The organism is Chitinophaga parva, from assembly GCF_003071345.1.
Lineage (GTDB): Bacteria > Bacteroidota > Bacteroidia > Chitinophagales > Chitinophagaceae > Chitinophaga > Chitinophaga parva.
Genome location: NZ_QCYK01000001.1, coordinates 809,027 through 828,094, shown reverse-complemented (window position 1 = coordinate 828,094; position 19,068 = coordinate 809,027). Strand labels below are relative to the sequence as shown.

Below are 19,068 nucleotides of genomic sequence, written 5' to 3'. Positions count from 1 at the left end.
CACCGTATGCGTAAATATCTCCCACCCATTATGCTGCTATCGGCGGCACTGCTGGTACCTGCCCTGGGGTTTTGCCAAACCGGTGTTGCCGGTGAGCTGCGCGGCCTGCATAAAGTACTGGCTGATCTCAAAGACGAGATGATGCCGCTTTGCGGCCAGCTGACCGGTATCGGCCAGGCCATCGCCGGATTTGCCGCCACCTTTTATATTGGATCCCGGATTTGGAAAAGCATCGCCAGCGCGGAGCCCATCGACTTCTACCCGCTTTTCCGCCCATTCGTGCTGACGTTTTGTATCATCAACTTCCCACTGGTCATCGCTCTGATGGAAGGCATTTTGTCTCCAACGGTCACCGGTACCGAAACGCTGGTTAACAACACCAACGCCTCCATCCAGAAACTGATGGAAAAGCGCCGCCAACAACTGGACACCAGCCGGGCCTACCAAATGTATGAGTCCAACAACGGCGAGGGGAACAAAGACCTCTGGATGCTCTATACCCAGGGCGGCCAGGATGACGATGACTTCCTGGGCATTGGCAGCGATATCAAGTTCGCCATGGCCAAAGCCTACTACAATTTGAAGAATTGGTTTAAGAATCTACTAAGTATGCTGCTGGAAATTCTCTACGAGGCGGCGGCACTCTGTATCAACACCATTCGAACGTTCAACCTGATCATCATGGCCCTGATCGGCCCCATCGTCTTCGGCCTTGCCGTCTTTGACGGCTTCCAGCATACCCTACCAGTCTACCTGGCGCGGTACGTCAACTTCTATATGTGGTTACCTATCGCAAATATCCTGGGAGCCTTACTCGGAAAAATTCAAGAAGGGATGATCAAGCTCGATATGGCCCAAATCGCCCAATACGGAGACAGCTTCTTTACCACCGCTGACGTGGGTTACATCGTGTTCATGATCATCGGCATCGTATCCTATTTCACCATCCCCAACATCAGCTCTATGATCATCAACGCTGGTGGCGGATCCACGCTAACCTCCAAGATCGGCGGCATGTCTCGCGGTGCAGTAGGCATGGGCGTGGGCATGGCCACCGGAGTTGCCGGCGGCGCCGCCGGCATGGCAGCCGATATGTTTGGTGATATGAACACCCGCATGACCACCGGAGCCGCAGGTGCCGGTACCGCATCTGACTATTTCAAGGATAAACTCTCTGGTTGACAACACCCACTTCCCCCACCTTTCAGATAGCATTTACTGTGACGCCAAGAAAAAGTGAAGTATGATAAAGCATCTTAACAATATCGACACCGCCTTTAAGCACATCCGACTGTTTTCTATTGTGTTCCTCCTAGCCACCGCAGCGCTCGGATGTTATATGGTTTACTCCAGCCAACTACAACATGACCGTGACAACAAGCGCGTCATTGTTATCGCCGGCGGCAAAGCGTTTATCGGGCTGGAAGGCCAACGCAAAGACAATATCGCCGTTGAAGTACGCGATCACATCAAAACCTTCCATGAGGACTTCTTTAACCTTTCCCCCGATGAAAAGGCCATCGAGTCCCAAATGGCAAAAGCACTCTACCTGGCAGATCGCTCAGCCCAAAACCAATATGAGCAGCTGCAGGAAAAAGGCTATTACAACAGTCTGATCGCCGGCAACGTAAGCCAGCAGGTAAGCTGCGACAGTATTGTACTGGACCTAGCCAGCGATCCCATTTATTTTAAATACTACGGCATCCAAAAGATCACCCGTCCCAGCGCCATTATTACGCGCAGCTTAGTCACCGAAGGCTACGTCCGGGACCTACGGGAAAGGACCGACAACAATCCCCATGGCTTTCTCATCGAGCGCTGGCAGACACTTGAAAACAAGGACCTCAGTGTTAAAAAACGTTTGCCATGAAAACGAAATCCTCTAAAAACGCGCTTCAGGAGCCTTCTGCCGCCCAGCAACTGCTACACCAGACCGGCCACCGGCTACAACAGCGGTGGGCTGGCTACATGGGCGCCAAAACCGCCCACTGGGACCGGCATAATAAGCTGCTCTTCCTGGCGGCCATCTGCCTGATCGGCGGCGGCATGAGCACAGCCGTCTTTGTGAACGCCCTGCGGCCAAAGCCTGCCAGCACCAGGCAACAGCGGCCCGCAGAGACCATCGCACCCGCGCCCTTGTATCTGCCCAGGCTCATTCCCACAGGAAAGCGTGACAGCGCGGTATTTGGCCGGTTCCATCACCTGGTCGACAGTCTTCGCACCACGCCAGCAGGCAGGCTCCGCCTCCAACGATACCTGGATAAACACCCTGGTCTCTTAGACAGCATCGCCTACATCGAGCAAGGGATGCATTAATTATTTACCCATAAAAATGAAGTGTATGGAAAGTGTGGAAGAACGAAAAAAGAAATTTTTAGTGGTAGCACCGCTGATTGTGATACCCTTTTTAGCCCTGTTGTTTTATTCCTTGGGCGGCGGCAGGGCCAACCCGCTTGCGGCCAAAACAGATACCACCCATGGCCTTAATGACGAGCTGCCTGCTCCCCAGCTGGCCAGTGATGGCGGTATGGATAAACTTAGCCTGTACCGCAAAGAAGAAAAGGAGCATCAAGACTCTATTCTTCATCACCAGGGCCGCAGTGATACCGTTTTCATTCCTTCCGTGGAGTCAGACGGCGTCGTGGAATCGCCCTTTTCTCCGGGACCCATCACCGATCCGGCCAAAGGCAGGGGGGCTACAAGTAGCGCCGGTGGTCCTGTGCTGGCCACCGGCTACCAACCCTCCAAAGAGCAACAGCTTACCCAAAAAATTGCTGCGCTACAACAGTTGCTTGCCAAACATGCCGCCGACACCCTAGCACTTCCCCCAGCCGTGCAGCCTGCCGGGGACACCGCAGCAGAAAACCGGATCGCGGCACTGGAAGCCAGGCTTCAGCAACAGACGCCAGAAGCTGCCATAGACCCTGGATCAGGCTCCGCTGACCTGACTAAAATGGACGGAGTGCTGGAAAAAGTCCTCGACATCAAATATCCTGAACGCGTGCAGGAAAGACTTCGCCAAGCCTCCATGGAGCAAAAAGGTAAAGTCCTGGCCGTAGCCGCCCAGCCCACGCCTATGGTCTCCGACCTTTTGGGACCGGCGCCCAGTGCGACTCATCTACCAACACCCACTGCGGCTGTGACGGGCGACTTCTTTGAGCTGGACGATGATCAGGCCACCGCTGCCACCACCAACACCATTGCCGCCGTGATCCATGAAGGCAGAACCGTGACGTCGGGAGCCACCGTAAAAATCCGCCTCCAGCAGGACATCTATGTAAAAGGCCAGCTTATTCCCCGTGGCAATTTCGTCTTTGGCAAATGCAGCTTCTCCGGCGACCGCATGCTCATCACCGTTTCATCTATTACCTATCAGGGCAATGTTTATCCGGTATCTCTAACTGTGTATGATACGGGCGGCATGGTAGGCATTTCCATCGATGCCAGCTTAAACCAGGACGCCGCCAAAGAGGGTTCCGATCAGGCTATCCAGGCCTTATCGGTCGGCACAATGGACCCCAGCCTCGGCGCCCAGGCGGCAAGTGCCGGCATCGAAGCGGCCAAACACATGCTCTCTAAAAAAGCAAAGACCATCAAGGTGACCCTCAAAGCAGATACACCCATCCTGCTGGTCGACAGTAAAAACCTCAATTAAGTAATCACTCCTCAAATCAACTATCATGTGTGCGAAAGACTTTGTGAACAGTGTAATGATCGTTTCGTTTGTTTTATTTGCCAGCTACCAACGGGTATCAGCGCAGACTAGCGCAACCACCATCGGCCCTATTACCCAACTGGAAGTGTCCACCGGGCAGACCACCACGCTGGTGTTTCCTGCCGCTATTAAAAGCGTAGACCGGGGCGCGGGATCCGTTATTTGTAAAATGGTAAAGGGCATCGAAAACGTGCTGAAGGTAAAGGCCGTGGACTCCATCATGAAACCCACCAACCTGACGGTCTACACTGCCGACGGCAGGATATACCCCTTTGCCGTGCGCTACGACCAGACCCATCCCACCTCGATGATCCAGTTTAACGGGCCTGGTGGCCTTGCCACCTCCACGCTCTTTGCAGGTGTCCAGCATACCGACACGGAACTGCAGGACCTGGCAGATAGCCTGCTAACCACCGTCAGCACCCGGCACCGCCCACGGGCTAAGGCCAACAACGGCATGCATATGGCCGTAACTGGCGCCTTCCTGTCTAAAGACATGCTGTTTCTCCAATTTAAGATTGCCAATTCTTCCCGCGTCCGTTATGACATCGACTTTGTCCGCTACTACGTCCGCGACAAGCACGAGCAAAAGCGCACCATCCATATCGAAAAAGAAGTAACGCCGCTCTTTGTCGCCTACAGCCAGCCCCAAGGCATCGCCCAGGACCACTCCTTGAAAATGGTAGTAGCATTTGATAAGTTCACCATTGCCGACAAAAAGCTCTTTATCGCAGAGGTATATGAACTCAAGGGTGACAGGACGCTGGTATGCAAGATCAAGGGCCGACAGCTACTCAAAGTAACCCCTCTTTAGGTTACCTCCCACAGGTACCATTCACTTAACCGTTTCAATCTTGTTTTATGGACACACCAACAAAACCCGTCAACAGGGTACACGACGACTTGGCCGCGTGGGACAAACTCGAACAACATTTCACTAAACGCTATGGCCCCCAGGCCTTCAGCGACCGGGAAACGCAGAAGGTGAAAGCCGACATCTTCCGCCATATCATCCGCAAACATGCGGGCAAGCCCAAAAATGACATGGAACGCGCCGAGCTCAAAATGCTTCGCGCTCATCATCGTGCCATGAACAGACGCCTATACCCCAATCCCTGGGTAAGGCTGGCCCGCAATACGGTGTCGCTGGGCACAAACATCGTGGTAACGGGGGCCAAGCAATTATTTAAGCTACTCAAATTTATCATCAACCCTACGGCAGCCAATGGTAAACAGACCACTCTGCCGGCACAAACTGCGCCAGCTCAGGTTCCCGCCACCAGTCAGTCTCAGACGGCAGGCCAGCAGCAAAGCAGGGGTGCTGCCATTAAAAACAGGCCGCAACAGCGAAGCACCCAATCGCAAACCACAGGGCAAAAACAGCGCAGTGGCCAGACCACTACAAAGCAGAATGGCCAAAAGCAGCAGCCATCCACCCAGAAACAAACCGCGCAGCAAGGCCGCACCACCGCCAAAGTACGCAAGCTCCCGCCCCGGCAAATGGTGCCCGCCAGCGCCAGCAAGGGGATGAGGCGCTCTTAATCTTAACTCAAAAAATCAAACTACCATGGAACAGAAAATGGATAGTGTAGAAAAGGCACAGAGGGATGTATTCTTTTCCGGGTTCGGGGAACAATACCACCCCGAAATAGCAAAACTCGCCAAGCGGGAAGACGGCAGATACGCCATTGAACACAAGGAAAATCTCGGCAGAATTACGGCCGCCCATGACCTGGAATTCGGCGTGAAGGCCGGACAGGTATTTTATAACGGCCAGCGTGTAACCCTGACCGATAATACCACCAACCAAGGCGTGAGCCAGTGGTTTCCCGCACCGAGCAAGATCACCAAAACGGAAGGCCAGCAACTGTTGTGGGACACCGAAGTTCCCCGGGCAGTGCAAAAAACTTATGTCGAATTTAATGATCAAGCTGCCAAGCCCGAAGAAAAACGTATAGAACATACCGTCTGGCTGCAACTGGACTTTAAACACAAAACCAAGCATGACAACTTCAGGGTGGTGGAATCTCCTGATTTTAATATGGCCGAGAAGCTCGGTGACTTTGTCTTCAAGCCCCAACTGCGGATGCCTTCCGATATGGGTAAAGCCATCGAGACCATGAAAAAGGGCGGGGAAATTGAAATTGCCGCCCAGGATGGCCTTCCCAAAGTCTTCATCAGCGCCAATCCCTCCAGAGGCACCTTCCATATCCGTGACGAGGAAGGCACCTTGCTCAAACACGATCAGTTTCGCACCGAAGCCGCAAAACAGGCAGACCAGGCCAGGAAAGAAGGACAAAATCAAGGACACGTCGACAACCCAGGGCAGACTCCCATGCACCGGTATAACCGGAACCCGCGTGAGATGAGCCCTGGGCGAAGTTCGGGCAGACACCAATAAGTAGTGCCTTCAGCACCAAAACCACCCGCCGGCAGGCGCCCTGCAGCTCACCTGCCGGCATTTTATCCATGTACTTCTACAGCGTCTTAATCCTCAATTCGTTTTTATGGACAACGTCTCTCATAGCTATCAACTGCAACTAAGTAAGCAAGATGCTAACAGTAATAACATCCATCACGAACAACACTACTTCCAGGACCTGCCAGGCGCCATGCGCAGCCTGGTTATATATGGGCTGGAGGGAGCCGATCATCCCACCCTTGCCGGTGGCAGCCAAAACAAAACTATCGCCTCCATCTACGAAAGCGGCAATCCCACGCCACTTGTGGAACTGATCGCCGAGCCACTGACCTATCCCGATCTTCAAAAAACGCCTGCTGGCCTGTACCTGCACACCCCGGAAGGCACTATCTACGATTTTGAAGAAAAGCTCGGCCAGGATATGTTTCGCATCGAGGGCTATGATGGCAATAAAAAAGACCTGCGTGTGCTTGCCTATATCCATGATCCCAAACGGTTAACCACCGAAGATATTGGCTTGGTCCCCCTGCTGGAAAATATCAGTGAAGACATCGGCAGAACCGGCGCCTTCGCCGTATCCTTTACCCAACAGGTGCGAGTCAGCTATGACCCGGTGAGCACCTACAATACGGAAGCCTATCATTATGACAACGCCGCCCTTGCATTTTCGGCGCTGCTGCATCATCCCTATCTCAAGCGCGGGGAGGAAAGCAATTTTTTAGACCCAGGCGGCCCCACCAGCTTGCAACTCAGTGGCCCGGCGGGTACGCTACTGATGGCAACCGACTTGGTACGCCACGGAGATGAGGGCGGCCATTACTGGCCCCAGCCTGGACTTTTCCTGTCCTTTCCCGACGGCTACGAAGCCTTCAGGCGGGAGGCTGCCATAACGGCTCCCAAAAGGCATGATCCTCAATTTGAAGACAACGCATTAGTCATCGCCGATTTTAATAATGATTTCACAAGACTAAGGCTCACCCCCGCTTTTCTGCAACTACAGCAGGATATAGCCCGCGAAATAGGCATCTTTCGTCCCGCGGTAGAACCGCCCTATCGACTGGAGCATACCTACCTGCCCGCTCGCATTCTCCCGGAGCTTGCCGATCCCGAATTCATGCGCATCGTCTCCTCGCCGGTCCACTCCCTGCAGGATGGTCTGCGGCAGTTACAAGCCATGGCGCCCGAACAGTACGACCGCACCCATGCCGTAAAGCACATGACAGGCGAGTACCTGTTGCACACCAAGCTATTTGAGAGTGGAAAGGAGGTGATCCGCCTCTACAAGAGCCCCGGGACGCAGGAGCTTCCTGCTGGTCTGTACCTGCAGGTCAACCCAGACAATCTTTCCTTACAAAGTCTGGCAGCCCTGGACCTGCTTTCCAATATGAAACAGCCCAGGCATTTCCACTTCCTGGTTACCCACCCAGGCACCCAGCCGGCACCCAGTGTTAAGCATGGCACCACTCCCCGTCACCTGCAGTCCGGTACAGGATCCGGCCGCAGCCTGTAACGAGGCAGGAACTCTTTTAAATGCGCTGGAAAAGTCAAATACATTTTTATGAAACAGGATCCGTGGAAATATCATCTCTTGCTTAAGAAACGGGAACATGGAAAGGTAATAGGAGAAGAGCATAGTTTCTCCACCTTAGAGCAGGCCACCCACAAGCTGCTGACCTATGCCATAGAAGAAGCTGATCACGACCACCTGGCACAAAGCAAGCACCATCGCCATATTGCCAAAATCTATAACGGGCAATTGGACAAAGTCCTGCTCACCTTGGGTGTTGTGCCCACCGTCATCGAGGCCGTACCCGTGTCCAAGTCTGGCTTATACCTTTCAAATCCCAACGGCACCATCCTTGACTTTGAACAATTACTGAGGCCGGATGAAAGTAAATTCTCTCGCATCAAAGGCTACAACAGTGCTAAGTCCAACCTTTGGCTGGCCCAGTATCAAAAGGAAGATGGCATAGCGGTCACCATCGACAGGGGAGTACTTGACGTATATGACAACCTATCGGCTGCCATAGCCAACCGTGGGCAATTCCGGTTTACCATCGCCAACACTGATCTACACGCAGGGCAAAGGAGCCATGGTAGTACCAACTATTATTTCGATAATGGCATGGCCGCCCTGCAGGGACTGTTGCAGGCCCCACACTTTGACTGGGGGCTGAAAACTTTCATAACAGAAATGGAACGTACTCCCCTACATTTTGGGCTCTATGGTCCGGCCAACAAGCTACTAGCTGAAACGCGGTTAGTATTCCCTAACGATCCAACCGCCCACCTGTGGCCCAAACCAGGGCTGTTTTTAAAATTTGAAGACGGCCTGCTGTCTTTTATGCATCACCATTGCCCAGGAATAGAGCTACCCTCGGACATCAGCGCTGAACAAAATTCCTTACAAATAGCCAGCATGAGCCGCAATGGCGAGCGACTTATGTCGGCCGGGATTTTTGATGACATAAAATATCAGATAAACCGGGCGATGACCGAGGCCAGCCCACCACCCCTTGTAGGGTATTTTATTGAATTAGTCCATGCGCCCACCAACCTCGCAGCCGACCAAGTCCAAGAAAGACATTTGCAACGCAGTTACCAGCCCATAAACACCTTCGTAGAAGGACTGGAAAAGCTACGCGCTATGCCCGCCCAACTATTTGATCAACACCATGCCTCAAAAATCAGGGATGATCATTACCTGTTACATGCCCTATTCTTAGACGATGGACGGGAGGTAGCCAGGATGTTTAAAAACCCAACCAATTCAGGCACCCTCTCTGAAGGTTTATGCCTTGCCGTCAACCCCGACGAGCTGACCATTCAGCGCATTCATTTTCTGTCGCCTATGCTCTCCGCTATGCAGCAGACAAAGGATTTTCATTTTTTATTTACTCGACTGCCCAAGGATCACTCCCCACACGTCCGAAAGCATGGAGACGCACCACGCCCCCTCTGGCCGGGCCCCGATGGCCACCGTGGCCTATAGCCGCTAGGGCTGTCAACACATTTTTATATGCTCCAGCGCAGCCTGCAAATGCCAATAACATCCACTCATTTTGACCTGTTAATGATCTCTGACATGGAACCCAATGCAAACTATATACTGGAACTACACACCTACCGGGACAACGAAAACGTCCCCATAGAGCGGCGTTATTTTGATACCATCCATGAGGCCATGATTTCCTTACTGGGAATTCCCCTGAACCGGTATCTTTCACCAGACCTGTCGCTGGGCGAGCCTGAGCTCTCCCGAGTCCTTGTTTTGGAGAAAACGCCCGGCAGCGAATATCAAATCGCCTCCACCTTTATCCTTCCCATAGAAGATGTGCTTAACGATGGGCCCTCTGCTGGACTATATCTGCATCACAACGATGATAGAGGCGCTGAGGACAGCATTGGTTCACTGGAAAACAGGATAGGGGCCAGCTTCTATCAGTTTCGCCACTATGACCACGACATGCCCATGGTTCAACTGGCCCGCCTGGTCTATGATGACAGCCAAAAGATAATCGCTGATCATGCCTTGGAACCCATGATAGAGCAACTACAAAACAGCGTCCAGGTACCCTGGCAATATGAACTGCGTATACTCGATACCGATGCAGCGATCTCCGTACATCGTTTCCATCATGCAGGGATGCCGGCGGCTTTTGATCAGCTCATAGGGCTCAAATATTTTGATAGTGCGGCCAGTGACCCGAAATACCGGTGGGAGACCGAAACGCCAGACCTCATGATCTCCGAACGCTCTGGTGTTCCCATTGTCACCGTCAGCGTGGATAGCAAAACGTCTGAAGATCACCGACCTGTCAGCCTTCTGGTCATCGGCGGTCTGGCCCGACTGGAGGCCATCGCAGGTGTAAACCTCTCGACCTTTGCCGGTTACGGTCATGATGGGTTCGAACTACCCATCGGTAGCATCCGTGGCACAGACCACGTCTTTACTCCCGTACCTGCCTTTGCAGCACTACAGGACCCAAAATCGCTGCAACAAGTACAACTCCCTGAGAACGCTCCTTTCACCCTTTCACTGGAGTACCGGGAACTCAAATCCCTGGAACAAAAGGATGCTGTCACGGCGGCCACCTTTAAAACCTACACCTTTGCCGACCTTAAAGATGCAGTGGCGGCACTGCGCAAAATCGATCTGGAATCTTTTGACGTGACCCATGCCGTTAAATGGTCAAAGAAGGAATACCTCCACCAAGCCACTCTCTATCACAGCACCGAACGCTATGAGGTAGCCAGCATGTTTAGCGTCCTGCGCGACCAACCTCACGTGCCGGCCGGCACCTACCTGAAAATAAACCCTGACCATCTTTCCACTGACACCCTTCATGTCTTGCATCCATTTGTCAAAGACTTACCTCACCAAGGCGCCTTGCTATTTATGGCCAAGTCAGCGGCCGCCCAGGCCCAGGAACTGCGACGAACCGTCGGCCCTCGCCATTTCAGCGAGGGAGGCTCCCGTAGAATATGATATTTCTTAACCAATAAAAGCCACAGCACTCATGGATAACGACTTCTTTGCCGACAAGAACTGGCCTTACAAATTGGAGCTTTCCGGTGCCATCGTAAGCTCGCCTTTCAACTCGCTAAATGATAACCGCTTCCTCAACGATCACTACTTTCATCACCTACCCACTGCCCTGGCAGCGCTGCTGGCCCTTCCACCTGAAAATTTTGATCAAACCATTATCCCCGCAGCACCCCCGCGGCCCCTGTATCAGCGTGCCGCCATAGTTGCCACCGGTAGTGGCGCGGAGCTGTTTAGCCTTTACAGTGTTCCAATGTCGGCAGCCGCCATGACCAGACAGCAAGCTGGCCTCTATCTTCAACTGGAAGCACTGGGAGCCACCGTAGCAACTCGCTATAACCTTCCACTGCAGCAGCTCTCGGGCTACGATCCGTCCTCGATCAGGATACCGGTAGCCTCTTATGTATCCGGCGACGCCCATACCCTCCGGCCGGATCCACAGCTGGCAGGGCTGATCTCTCGACTGAAGGGAGGGCCGCTTACCAGCAAAGACCGCTTCCAACTCCATACCGCCTACTATGGCCAATTTGGAGGCTTTACCATGGAAATCAGCCATTACTTTGACAGCTACCTGCATGCCCTGAGTGGCCTACTACATCATCCGACAGCAAATAAAATTCCACCCATGCAACGGACCATCCATATGACGGCCAAGGACACTGTGCTATCCAACAGTGGCTCGATCCTGGCCACCGTTGCCTACCTGCCCAGAAATCCCTGGGACCAGGCTCCTCCCCGCGGCTTTTACCTATGTCTGCCCAAGCCCAATGGCAAGTCTAGCCTGGACCTTGACCTTACCACCCTGCCCATCTACTCGCCCGAAGGAGCGCCCTACTACCAACTGGCCACCCTGGAAGGTGGCAGACCACAGGAATTGCCAGCCTTCACTCAACTGAAAAACCAAGTGGACCGGCAGCTGCGGTCCACCACCAAAAGGACTTTGCGTCACATCATCGCCCACCAGGCAAAGCGGGTCCTCGCTGGCCTGGGTGGAAGCAAGTCTCCCTAACCGGCCCACACTGGGCATCCTGGCCACCTGCAGGTCCCCCAAGCATCGAAAGTGACAACCTACAAAGGCTTGCCAGGCGACAACATTTTAATCCTTAATACTAACGATATGGAAAGGCAGTGGAAATACCAGTTAAGCATCGATGGAGCCATCATAAAAGTTCCCTCCGATGGCAGGCTGCTGCAAAAGACCAAAGAGATCAGCTACTACAACCATTTGGCCACCGCGCTCCAGGGGCTGCTGCAACTCAATATGTACGGATTTGATGACCAGTTCGGCCCTGAGCGGCAACAAAACAAATGGAACCGCTTGTACAATAGCGCTGGCATTACCCAGGTGGAGACCGGAAAGCCAGTCGTCACGATGCTTAACCTGCCCATTGCAGATAACCACCGCAATCCATTTCTGCAGCCCGGCCTGTACCTGTCTTTTGATATCGGTATTCACCGGTTCGAAAAGCTGGCGGGATTGTCCCTGGAACCACTGGGGCCCATGGATCTGCATATGGCCCGGCTGACCAGCTATGAATTCGACCATCGCCAGACCCTGGTAATAAACCCTGGACTAGCTGACCTGAAGATAGCCATCATCAAGAAGCAGGAACTGGAGGCACTGGAGCAATACCGCCTCTCTCTGAAGGGACAACCCACGGCGACCATCTACCAGCAAACGGCCTATCACTTCCATAACCTGCCTGATTCCTTTTCGCACCTGGTGTCCACCGATCTACAGCGGATGCAATCCAGCGCAGCCAATGTTATGGGTCCCAACCATGGTATCGCCTGGGTAGACCTGGAATATGGCAGCAGGAACGTGCCGGTGGCCAGCTTGATCCGCGAAGACAGAAGCAAAGTAGGATCGCTTTTGCAAGGCGCTTATATCTTCACCACCTCCGACCCCCGGGAACTGGAACGCCACAGCGGCGTGGAACTATCCGGTCTCCCCGCTTACCAAAACGGCAACCTGCATTACCTGCAAGTGGCAATTTTAAACCACGATGGCAAAGTCCTGCAGCCACTGGCTGCCCTGCAAAAAATTCGGGACAGCCTTACGGCCGACGGCCAGGCGCCCTTTAGCATCCGCTACCACCATCAAATCGCTGGAGCCGCGCAGTCTCCCAACGTAGCCGACTCCAGCTACAGTGAACGGACCTTTCCAACCCTATATACAGCAATGCTCCATTTCCTTGCCGCAGGCAAGGATCTGCTCGGTAAACCCCTCCTGGACGACCGGCCGGTTTCCTCCATCGAACTCGTTGACAACCGGCGGCAGCAGACCGCGGGCCATCTATTCAGACAAAAGACCAACGCTGGCCAGCTGGCAGCAGGCTACAACCTAAAAGTTGATCCTGACTACCTCGTCAGGGCCTTCAGGGAAATCGAATCACCGCTAAAGCAGCTCCAGCGCGATAAAGACCTTCACATTGTCCTTTCTTCTTTTACTGAAAAGACAACACTGAAAAAGAACACACCCAAGACCCGGTCCCGCCGCAAGCCTCCACCAGGGCAAGGTGGTAAATCCATATAAAAACATTTCTTCCTCCAACAACAATCCGTTACCATGGAAAAAGAATTTTTCTCCGAAAACAACTGGCCCTACACCCTCAAAGTATCCGGGTCCTTTGTTCATTCCCCCAATGAATCACTGAACAATGACCGGTTTCTGGAACTACGGCACTATCGTCACTTTTCGGCCGCCTTTACTGATATGCTTTCCTTGTCGACCGAAATGTTTGAACAGGAACTGCTACCCGACGGCCCCAAAAGCACCTTGTATAACGAAGTAGACATCATCCACACGCCAACCCAAAAAGAACTGGTCAGCTATCTCAGTCTACCGTTATCTGGTTATATCAGGACCGGGCAGTTTGCAGGCCTGTATTTGGTTTTCGCCGATCCTGCCGAGCAGATGGCGGCTAAATACAAGCTGCCACTGGACCGGCTTAGCCATTACGACCCAGGAGCCATTCTCCAACTGGTAGCCGACTACGACACCAACAACAAAAACATCATCCGTGTAGACCCCAACCTGGACCAGGTAGTAACTTCTCTCTCCACCTCGCTACGCCAAGAAGGCAAAGACACCCACCGGGTAGATGCCTCCTTCCAAAACCACGACGGCAAGTTACTCACCCGTATCAGCCATCATTTTGACGGCCTGGCTGCCGGCATGGACGCGCTACTCCATTTTCCACTTTATAACCTATTACCCAGCCACGTCTCGCCCGTCGTCATGACAAGTGAGGGGGTAACCTTACGAACACCAGAAGCCGACATTGCCAGCATCGGGTTCCAACACATGAAGGGGCAGGCACCACAGCCTGCCGCCGGTTTTCATTTGTCTTTTGCGGGTGATGCAGCAGCCCTACAACAAAGCCTTGGACTTAACCTGAGCAGCCTTCCCAAATTTGAGCAGCATGGAAAAGACCATTACCTGGTAGCCATCGCAGAAGGGGATAGGCCTGCCGAAGTTGCAGCTTTCACCGTTGCTCGGCTGCGTTTTCACGACCAGGTAATCGCTGCCCGCAAAGCCGCAAGGCAGGCTGGTTCCCAGCCCAAGACGATCTTCCCAAGACCAGGTAAACCATTATCACATTGACCTTCAAAACCGTGCTTTTTATGAAAGACGAAGATTGGGATTATCGCATCCAGCTTTCCGGCAGCACCGGCACCGGCGCTACCGCTGCCCGGTTTGAACAACTGGCATATACGAATACGCTGCTGGTCGCTTTTCAAGAGATCATAGACCTAGACCTGCGCCGCTTCGGTAAAGGAGACCTGGGTCCCAAAGCTGCAGACTACCGCTACGACCGGGCCACCATCACCTACCAACCCACCGGAGAAACGGTAGCCGCCACCCGCCATCACGCGGTCGGCGGCCCATACTTTCCCACCGGCCCTGGTCTATACCTGGAGTTGACACCCCCCCTGGCTTCAGTCGAACAGACGCTGGGGATTTCGCTTGCACCACTGCGATCCAAACAACTCCCCGAAGGCCATCTACGGCTGGCCTCCTATGCTCAAGATCATCCCAGGGACCTGGTCACCCATGATGGCGTGGACCAGGTAAGTGACCTGATGATGGAAAAACGGTGGAAGGAAGACTATGGCATTTTCCAGCTGGAGATTCACAAACCAGCTGCCCAGTTGGTTGCCGGCGCAGCTACTACCTATCACTTCGACCTTCTTAAAGACGGGCTGCTGGCACTCTTAGACCGGGACCTGGCTGACCTAAATCCGGTGGTAGGAAAGCGCTTCGGACCCGCTGTTAGCACCATGGTCCTGTCCCACTTCGGAGAGCCACTCATTGAAGTAGAACGACATCCCCGCTTCTTAGCCTTTCCTGTCACCGGGGTGCCCGGGATCTATTATACCGTGCCCCATAAGGACTCCCTAAACATGCTCTCCCGGGAGGTCGACCTAAGCGTGCTGCCGCATTTCGAGCTGGCCAAAGACTACTTCCAGGTGGCCGCCTACCAGGACAATACGCATCAACCAACACCTATCGCAGCACTGTCCCAACTGCGCAGCCAACTGGAACCCACAGCTGCACCCACCCTTAGCCAGGCAAGCGGCCGTTACGTACTCGAATTTGAATACCATGTGGCAGTCGAGGGTGCAACCAGGACCGGCAGGGCCCATTTTGACCAGCTAGCCCGTGCCCTTCAAACACTCTGTGCGCTGGAGCCCACCGCCTTTGACCTCGAGGGCGCCACAGCAGCATCCCCTCGCCTACAAAGAGCCCAACTCCTCAACCAAACCAGTGGTGAACTGATGGCTACCATGTTTAAAGCCAAGGAAGGGGATAACGGCCTGCCGGGTGGCATCTACCTCATGATTGGCAAAGAGCACCTCACCCCAGCGCTCTCCAGCGCCATTGGACCCAATCTTTCTGAGCACGAGCATGGTGGTCACTATCACTTTTTGTTGGCTAAGGCCGGGGAGCTGGCAACGCTGCAACGCAAACATAGCGACCGCCCCAGAACTATCGTCCACAATGACAAAGACACGGGGCTGCGCCGGTAACAAATGCATCACTTCAACAGCGTAATCCGCCTGCCATGAAAACACTTTTTCAATACGGTCTTGCCTACCTGGAGATGGGTTTTGCCCCTGTCACTGTGGGCAGCAAAAAAAGACCAGCTGAAGACTGGAAGAACTATCAAACCCGTGCCCCCACACCGGCAGAACTCTACCAGCTTTGCCAGCTTCCCTGGGCAACGGGCCTGGCGCTGGTTTGCGGCCCTGGCAGTGGCGGGCTGGAAGTAATTGACATGGACTTAAAATATGACCTGAGCGGCAGGCTGCGCGAGGACTTTGAGGCCGCCATCCGCAAGGCCGACCCGGCCCTGCTGGATAGCCTGGTGATCAACAGCACCCGCTCTGGCGGCAGGCACTACCTGTACCGGTGCCAGACCATCGGCCGCAACACCCCACTGGCGCAGCGACCGGCCACACAGCAAGAACTAGCCATAAAGCCCAAAGCCCTGGCGAGGGTACTCATCGAGACCCGGGGCGTAAAAGGTGTTGTCCTGGTTCCTCCAAGCCCGGGCTACCAGACGATTGCCGGGGATTTTACCGTAGTCCCCGAAATCACTGCCGCACAACGGGAGCTGCTCTTTTCCATCGCCCGCAGCTTTAACCAGGTCAAAGAAAAAAAACAAAAGCCCTACAAGCCACGCACCATAGAGACTACGCCAGTCGAAGGAATCAGCTCCATGGATGACTTTGACAAACGAGGGGATCCTGTTGCCTTGCTGGTAAAGCATGGTTGGAAGGTGGTCGGAGAACCCGGCGAGATCACCCAACTACTGCGACCTGGCGATACCGACAAAGATACCTCTGGCAACTACAACGCTACGCTGCGGTGGTTTTCAACTTTTAGCAACAGCGCGGCACCCTTTGAAGCGGAGACAGGCTACAAACCCAGCGCCGTCTTTGCTGAACTGGAATGCGGCGGTGATTACACCAAAGCGGCAAGAGAACTGGGTCGCCTCGGTTACGGGGATCCGCGGCGTCGCAAGCCCCCCAAAAAAGTCATTGCCTGGCAAAGACCCGGGCACCGGATGTGAAACAATGATTTTGTGAAGACTGAAAATGTGAAACGTGAACATCAGGACCATCATCACCTATTACGGTGGCAAGCAGAAAATGGCCTCCCTTATTTTACAACGCATACCTGCACACACCCTTTATGCAGAGCCCTTTTGCGGCGGAGCGGCCATCTTCTTTAATAAACAGCGCTCTTCGGTTGAAATCTTAAATGACACCAACGGAGAACTCATGAATTTTTACCGCGTGGTTAAGCATCGTTATACAGAACTCTACGAGCTTATTTATTCCACGTTGCACAGCCGCAGACAGCATGAACACGCCTGCATGGTATACACCTATCCTGAACTTTTTGATGAGGTCAGGCGGGCATGGGCCGTATGGGTGCTTTCTTCCCAATCCTTCTCGGCCATGCTGGACGGCTCCTGGGGCTACGACGTAAGCCGCGATACAACGACGCGCAAAATCCATAACAACAAATCAGAGTTTAGCTTTTATTTCTCCCGCAGGCTAGAACACGTACAGCTGGAGTCCACCGATGCGCTCAAGATCATCGCATCCCGTGACAGCCCCACCAGCTTTTTCTATGTTGATCCTCCTTACTACAACAGCGACCTGGGTCACTACAAAGGCTACACCAAAGAAGACTTCATCCGGCTGCTGGAGGTGCTATCGGCCCTTAAAGGTAAGTTCCTGCTTTCCTCCTATCCATCCGATGTGCTCACAGAATACACGCGTGCTAACGGATGGTATACGGAGACCTTCGACCAAATGGTAACCGTCAACATCAAGAGTGGAAAAGGTAAGCCCAAAACAGAGGTGCTGACTTCCAACTATGTGGCAAAGCCGCCAGTCAATCTTTCTCTTTTTTGATTTACCTCCACAAACGATCTCTTACCATGCTACCGATCAATGAAATTCATACGATGGATTGCCTGCAAGGCCTGACCAAAATGAGTGCTGACTCCGTGCAGTGCACCGTAACCAGCCCGCCCTACTGGCGTCAGCGTGACTACAACCACAAAGGCCAGCTCGGCCAGGAACCTACCCCTGAAGGCTACATCAACAATCTGCTGGCCATCACCGCCCAAATACACCGGGTCCTCCGCCCGGATGGCCTTTTCTGGCTCAACCTGGGAGACGGCTTCTATCACAGCAGCGGCAGTCGTAGCAAACGGGCTGGGGCCACCATCGCCCAAGACCTGCTCGGCACTGCCTACCAGCCCAAGGAACTCATAGGTCTTCCCTGGCAGGTGGCCCTTGCCATTCGCAGCCAAGGCTGGATGCTGCGCCAGGAGATCATATGGCATAAGCCCAACGGCATGCCCGAGAGCGTAAAGGACCGTTGTACCCGCAACCATGAGTACATCTTTATGTTCTCCAAACAACCCGATTATTACTATGACCCAGCAGCCATCGGCCAACCACTATCGGAGGCCACCCTCAAAGACAAACGACTATGCAACCCCTGTGTGGCAGGCCCGATCCGCCCCCAGCGCGGCTACCCCGGCGCCGCCCAACAGGGCTCCCGCTTGCTACGCCCCAACGGAACGCTAAGCACGGACCCCGCTGATCCGGCCACCGCATCCCGCCAGCCAGCTGCCCAAAGCCAGGCATGGGCCAACCGGCGCAGCGTGTGGACCATCGCACCCAAAGGATTCAAGGGCGCTCACTATGCTACCTTTCCCACCAGTATCCCGGAGCTATGCATCCGCTGTAGCACCCGCCCGGGAGACCTGGTACTGGATCCCTTCATGGGCGCAGGTACCACGGCGCTGGCCTCCTCCTACACCGGAAGAAGCTACATCGGCTTTGAAATTAACCCCACCTACGTAAAGCTGGCAAAAAACCGGCTGCTCCGCGAACTGGGACTTTTTTGCGGTCAGCCTGGATGAGGGTGACTGGCCATTATAAACATCTTCAAACATTTTACCATGAAAGGATTACCCACTTATTCCAACGTGCAAAAAGCAAAGCTGCTTTTTGACTTCTTCCCCGTCGAGATCACCGACCTGGTGGCCTTTGAACAGGAGGTGGCAGAAAAAGTCGTCAAAGACAAAGATCAACTCAAAGCATCGGCCAGCGAAAATCCGGTATTTCCTGCCGCCTATTGGGTGGCGCTGGCAGAAGCATCCTTAAAAAAAATTAAACACCCAGAAAGTAAGGTGACCAAGAGTGCCCAGGAATTTAGTGAACAACTATTTACCGGTGACAATGCTTTTTTTTCTAAACACTGCCTGTTGCTCTTTAGCTCGAGCCCCCGCTGTAAAAACGGCCGTTTCCGCCTCTGTGTTGACCTTTTCTTTCAAGAGGGAGGATAGGGTC

At 53.7% G+C, this 19,068-nt stretch carries 18 protein-coding genes; all 18 read left to right on the top strand.

Features of this window, described 5'->3' with window-relative positions:
• Positions 1–6 precede the first annotated feature (6 nt).
• Positions 7–1,182 carry a conjugative transposon protein TraJ gene (gene traJ / locus DCC81_RS03635; RefSeq protein ID WP_108685225.1) on the top strand — a complete coding sequence of 392 codons (1,176 nt, stop codon included), beginning with the start codon at positions 7–9 and terminating at the stop codon, positions 1,180–1,182.
• 61 nt (positions 1,183–1,243) lie between these two features.
• On the top strand, positions 1,244–1,870 hold the full coding sequence (gene traK / locus DCC81_RS03630; RefSeq protein ID WP_108685224.1) for a conjugative transposon protein TraK: 627 nt from the start codon (positions 1,244–1,246) through the stop codon (positions 1,868–1,870).
• Positions 1,867–2,316 carry a hypothetical protein gene (locus DCC81_RS03625; RefSeq protein ID WP_108685223.1) on the top strand — a complete coding sequence of 150 codons (450 nt, stop codon included), beginning with the start codon at positions 1,867–1,869 and terminating at the stop codon, positions 2,314–2,316. Before traK ends, DCC81_RS03625 begins: the two co-directional genes overlap by 4 nt.
• 25 nt (positions 2,317–2,341) lie before the next feature.
• The gene (traM, locus tag DCC81_RS03620; RefSeq protein WP_165806424.1) at positions 2,342–3,655 is read left to right on the top strand and encodes a conjugative transposon protein TraM; all 1,314 of its coding nucleotides are present in this window, start codon (positions 2,342–2,344) and stop codon (positions 3,653–3,655) included.
• A gap of 25 nt (positions 3,656–3,680) precedes the next feature.
• A complete protein-coding gene (traN, locus tag DCC81_RS03615) occupies positions 3,681–4,529 on the top strand; it encodes a conjugative transposon protein TraN (protein WP_108685221.1) in 849 nt (282 codons plus the stop codon).
• A gap of 47 nt (positions 4,530–4,576) precedes the next feature.
• Positions 4,577–5,257, top strand: coding sequence for a hypothetical protein (locus tag DCC81_RS03610; protein ID WP_108685220.1), 681 nt, complete (start codon positions 4,577–4,579; stop codon positions 5,255–5,257).
• Positions 5,258–5,282: 25 nt separating this feature from the next.
• On the top strand, positions 5,283–6,116 hold the full coding sequence (locus DCC81_RS03605; RefSeq protein ID WP_108685219.1) for a hypothetical protein: 834 nt from the start codon (positions 5,283–5,285) through the stop codon (positions 6,114–6,116).
• 106 nt (positions 6,117–6,222) lie between these two features.
• Positions 6,223–7,647, top strand: a complete 1,425-nt coding sequence (locus DCC81_RS03600; protein ID WP_108685218.1) for a hypothetical protein — start codon at positions 6,223–6,225, stop codon at positions 7,645–7,647.
• A 48-nt stretch (positions 7,648–7,695) separates the two neighbouring features.
• Positions 7,696–9,129, top strand: a complete 1,434-nt coding sequence (locus DCC81_RS03595) for a hypothetical protein (RefSeq protein ID WP_108685217.1) — start codon at positions 7,696–7,698, stop codon at positions 9,127–9,129.
• A gap of 27 nt (positions 9,130–9,156) precedes the next feature.
• Complete coding sequence (locus DCC81_RS03590; protein WP_108685216.1) at positions 9,157–10,626, top strand: hypothetical protein; 1,470 nt, start codon at positions 9,157–9,159, stop codon at positions 10,624–10,626.
• 31 nt (positions 10,627–10,657) lie between these two features.
• Positions 10,658–11,692 (top strand): hypothetical protein, encoded by a 1,035-nt coding sequence (locus DCC81_RS03585; RefSeq protein ID WP_108685215.1) that lies wholly within the window; start codon positions 10,658–10,660, stop codon positions 11,690–11,692.
• A gap of 108 nt (positions 11,693–11,800) precedes the next feature.
• Positions 11,801–13,219: a hypothetical protein gene (locus tag DCC81_RS03580; protein ID WP_108685214.1), complete on the top strand. Its 1,419-nt coding sequence runs from the start codon at positions 11,801–11,803 to the stop codon at positions 13,217–13,219.
• Positions 13,220–13,252: 33 nt separating this feature from the next.
• Positions 13,253–14,290, top strand: a complete 1,038-nt coding sequence (locus DCC81_RS03575; RefSeq protein WP_108685213.1) for a hypothetical protein — start codon at positions 13,253–13,255, stop codon at positions 14,288–14,290.
• A gap of 20 nt (positions 14,291–14,310) precedes the next feature.
• On the top strand, positions 14,311–15,717 hold the full coding sequence (locus DCC81_RS03570) for a hypothetical protein (RefSeq protein WP_133177529.1): 1,407 nt from the start codon (positions 14,311–14,313) through the stop codon (positions 15,715–15,717).
• A gap of 35 nt (positions 15,718–15,752) precedes the next feature.
• Entirely contained in the window at positions 15,753–16,763 is a 1,011-nt protein-coding gene (locus tag DCC81_RS03565) for a bifunctional DNA primase/polymerase (protein ID WP_108685211.1), read from the top strand.
• 34 nt (positions 16,764–16,797) lie between these two features.
• Positions 16,798–17,616, top strand: a complete 819-nt coding sequence (locus tag DCC81_RS03560) for a DNA adenine methylase (protein WP_205686250.1) — start codon at positions 16,798–16,800, stop codon at positions 17,614–17,616.
• Between the two features lie 26 nt (positions 17,617–17,642).
• A complete protein-coding gene (locus tag DCC81_RS03555) occupies positions 17,643–18,638 on the top strand; it encodes a DNA-methyltransferase (RefSeq protein ID WP_108685210.1) in 996 nt (331 codons plus the stop codon).
• Between the two features lie 39 nt (positions 18,639–18,677).
• A complete protein-coding gene (locus tag DCC81_RS03550) occupies positions 18,678–19,064 on the top strand; it encodes a hypothetical protein (RefSeq protein WP_108685209.1) in 387 nt (128 codons plus the stop codon).
• Positions 19,065–19,068 lie beyond the last annotated feature (4 nt).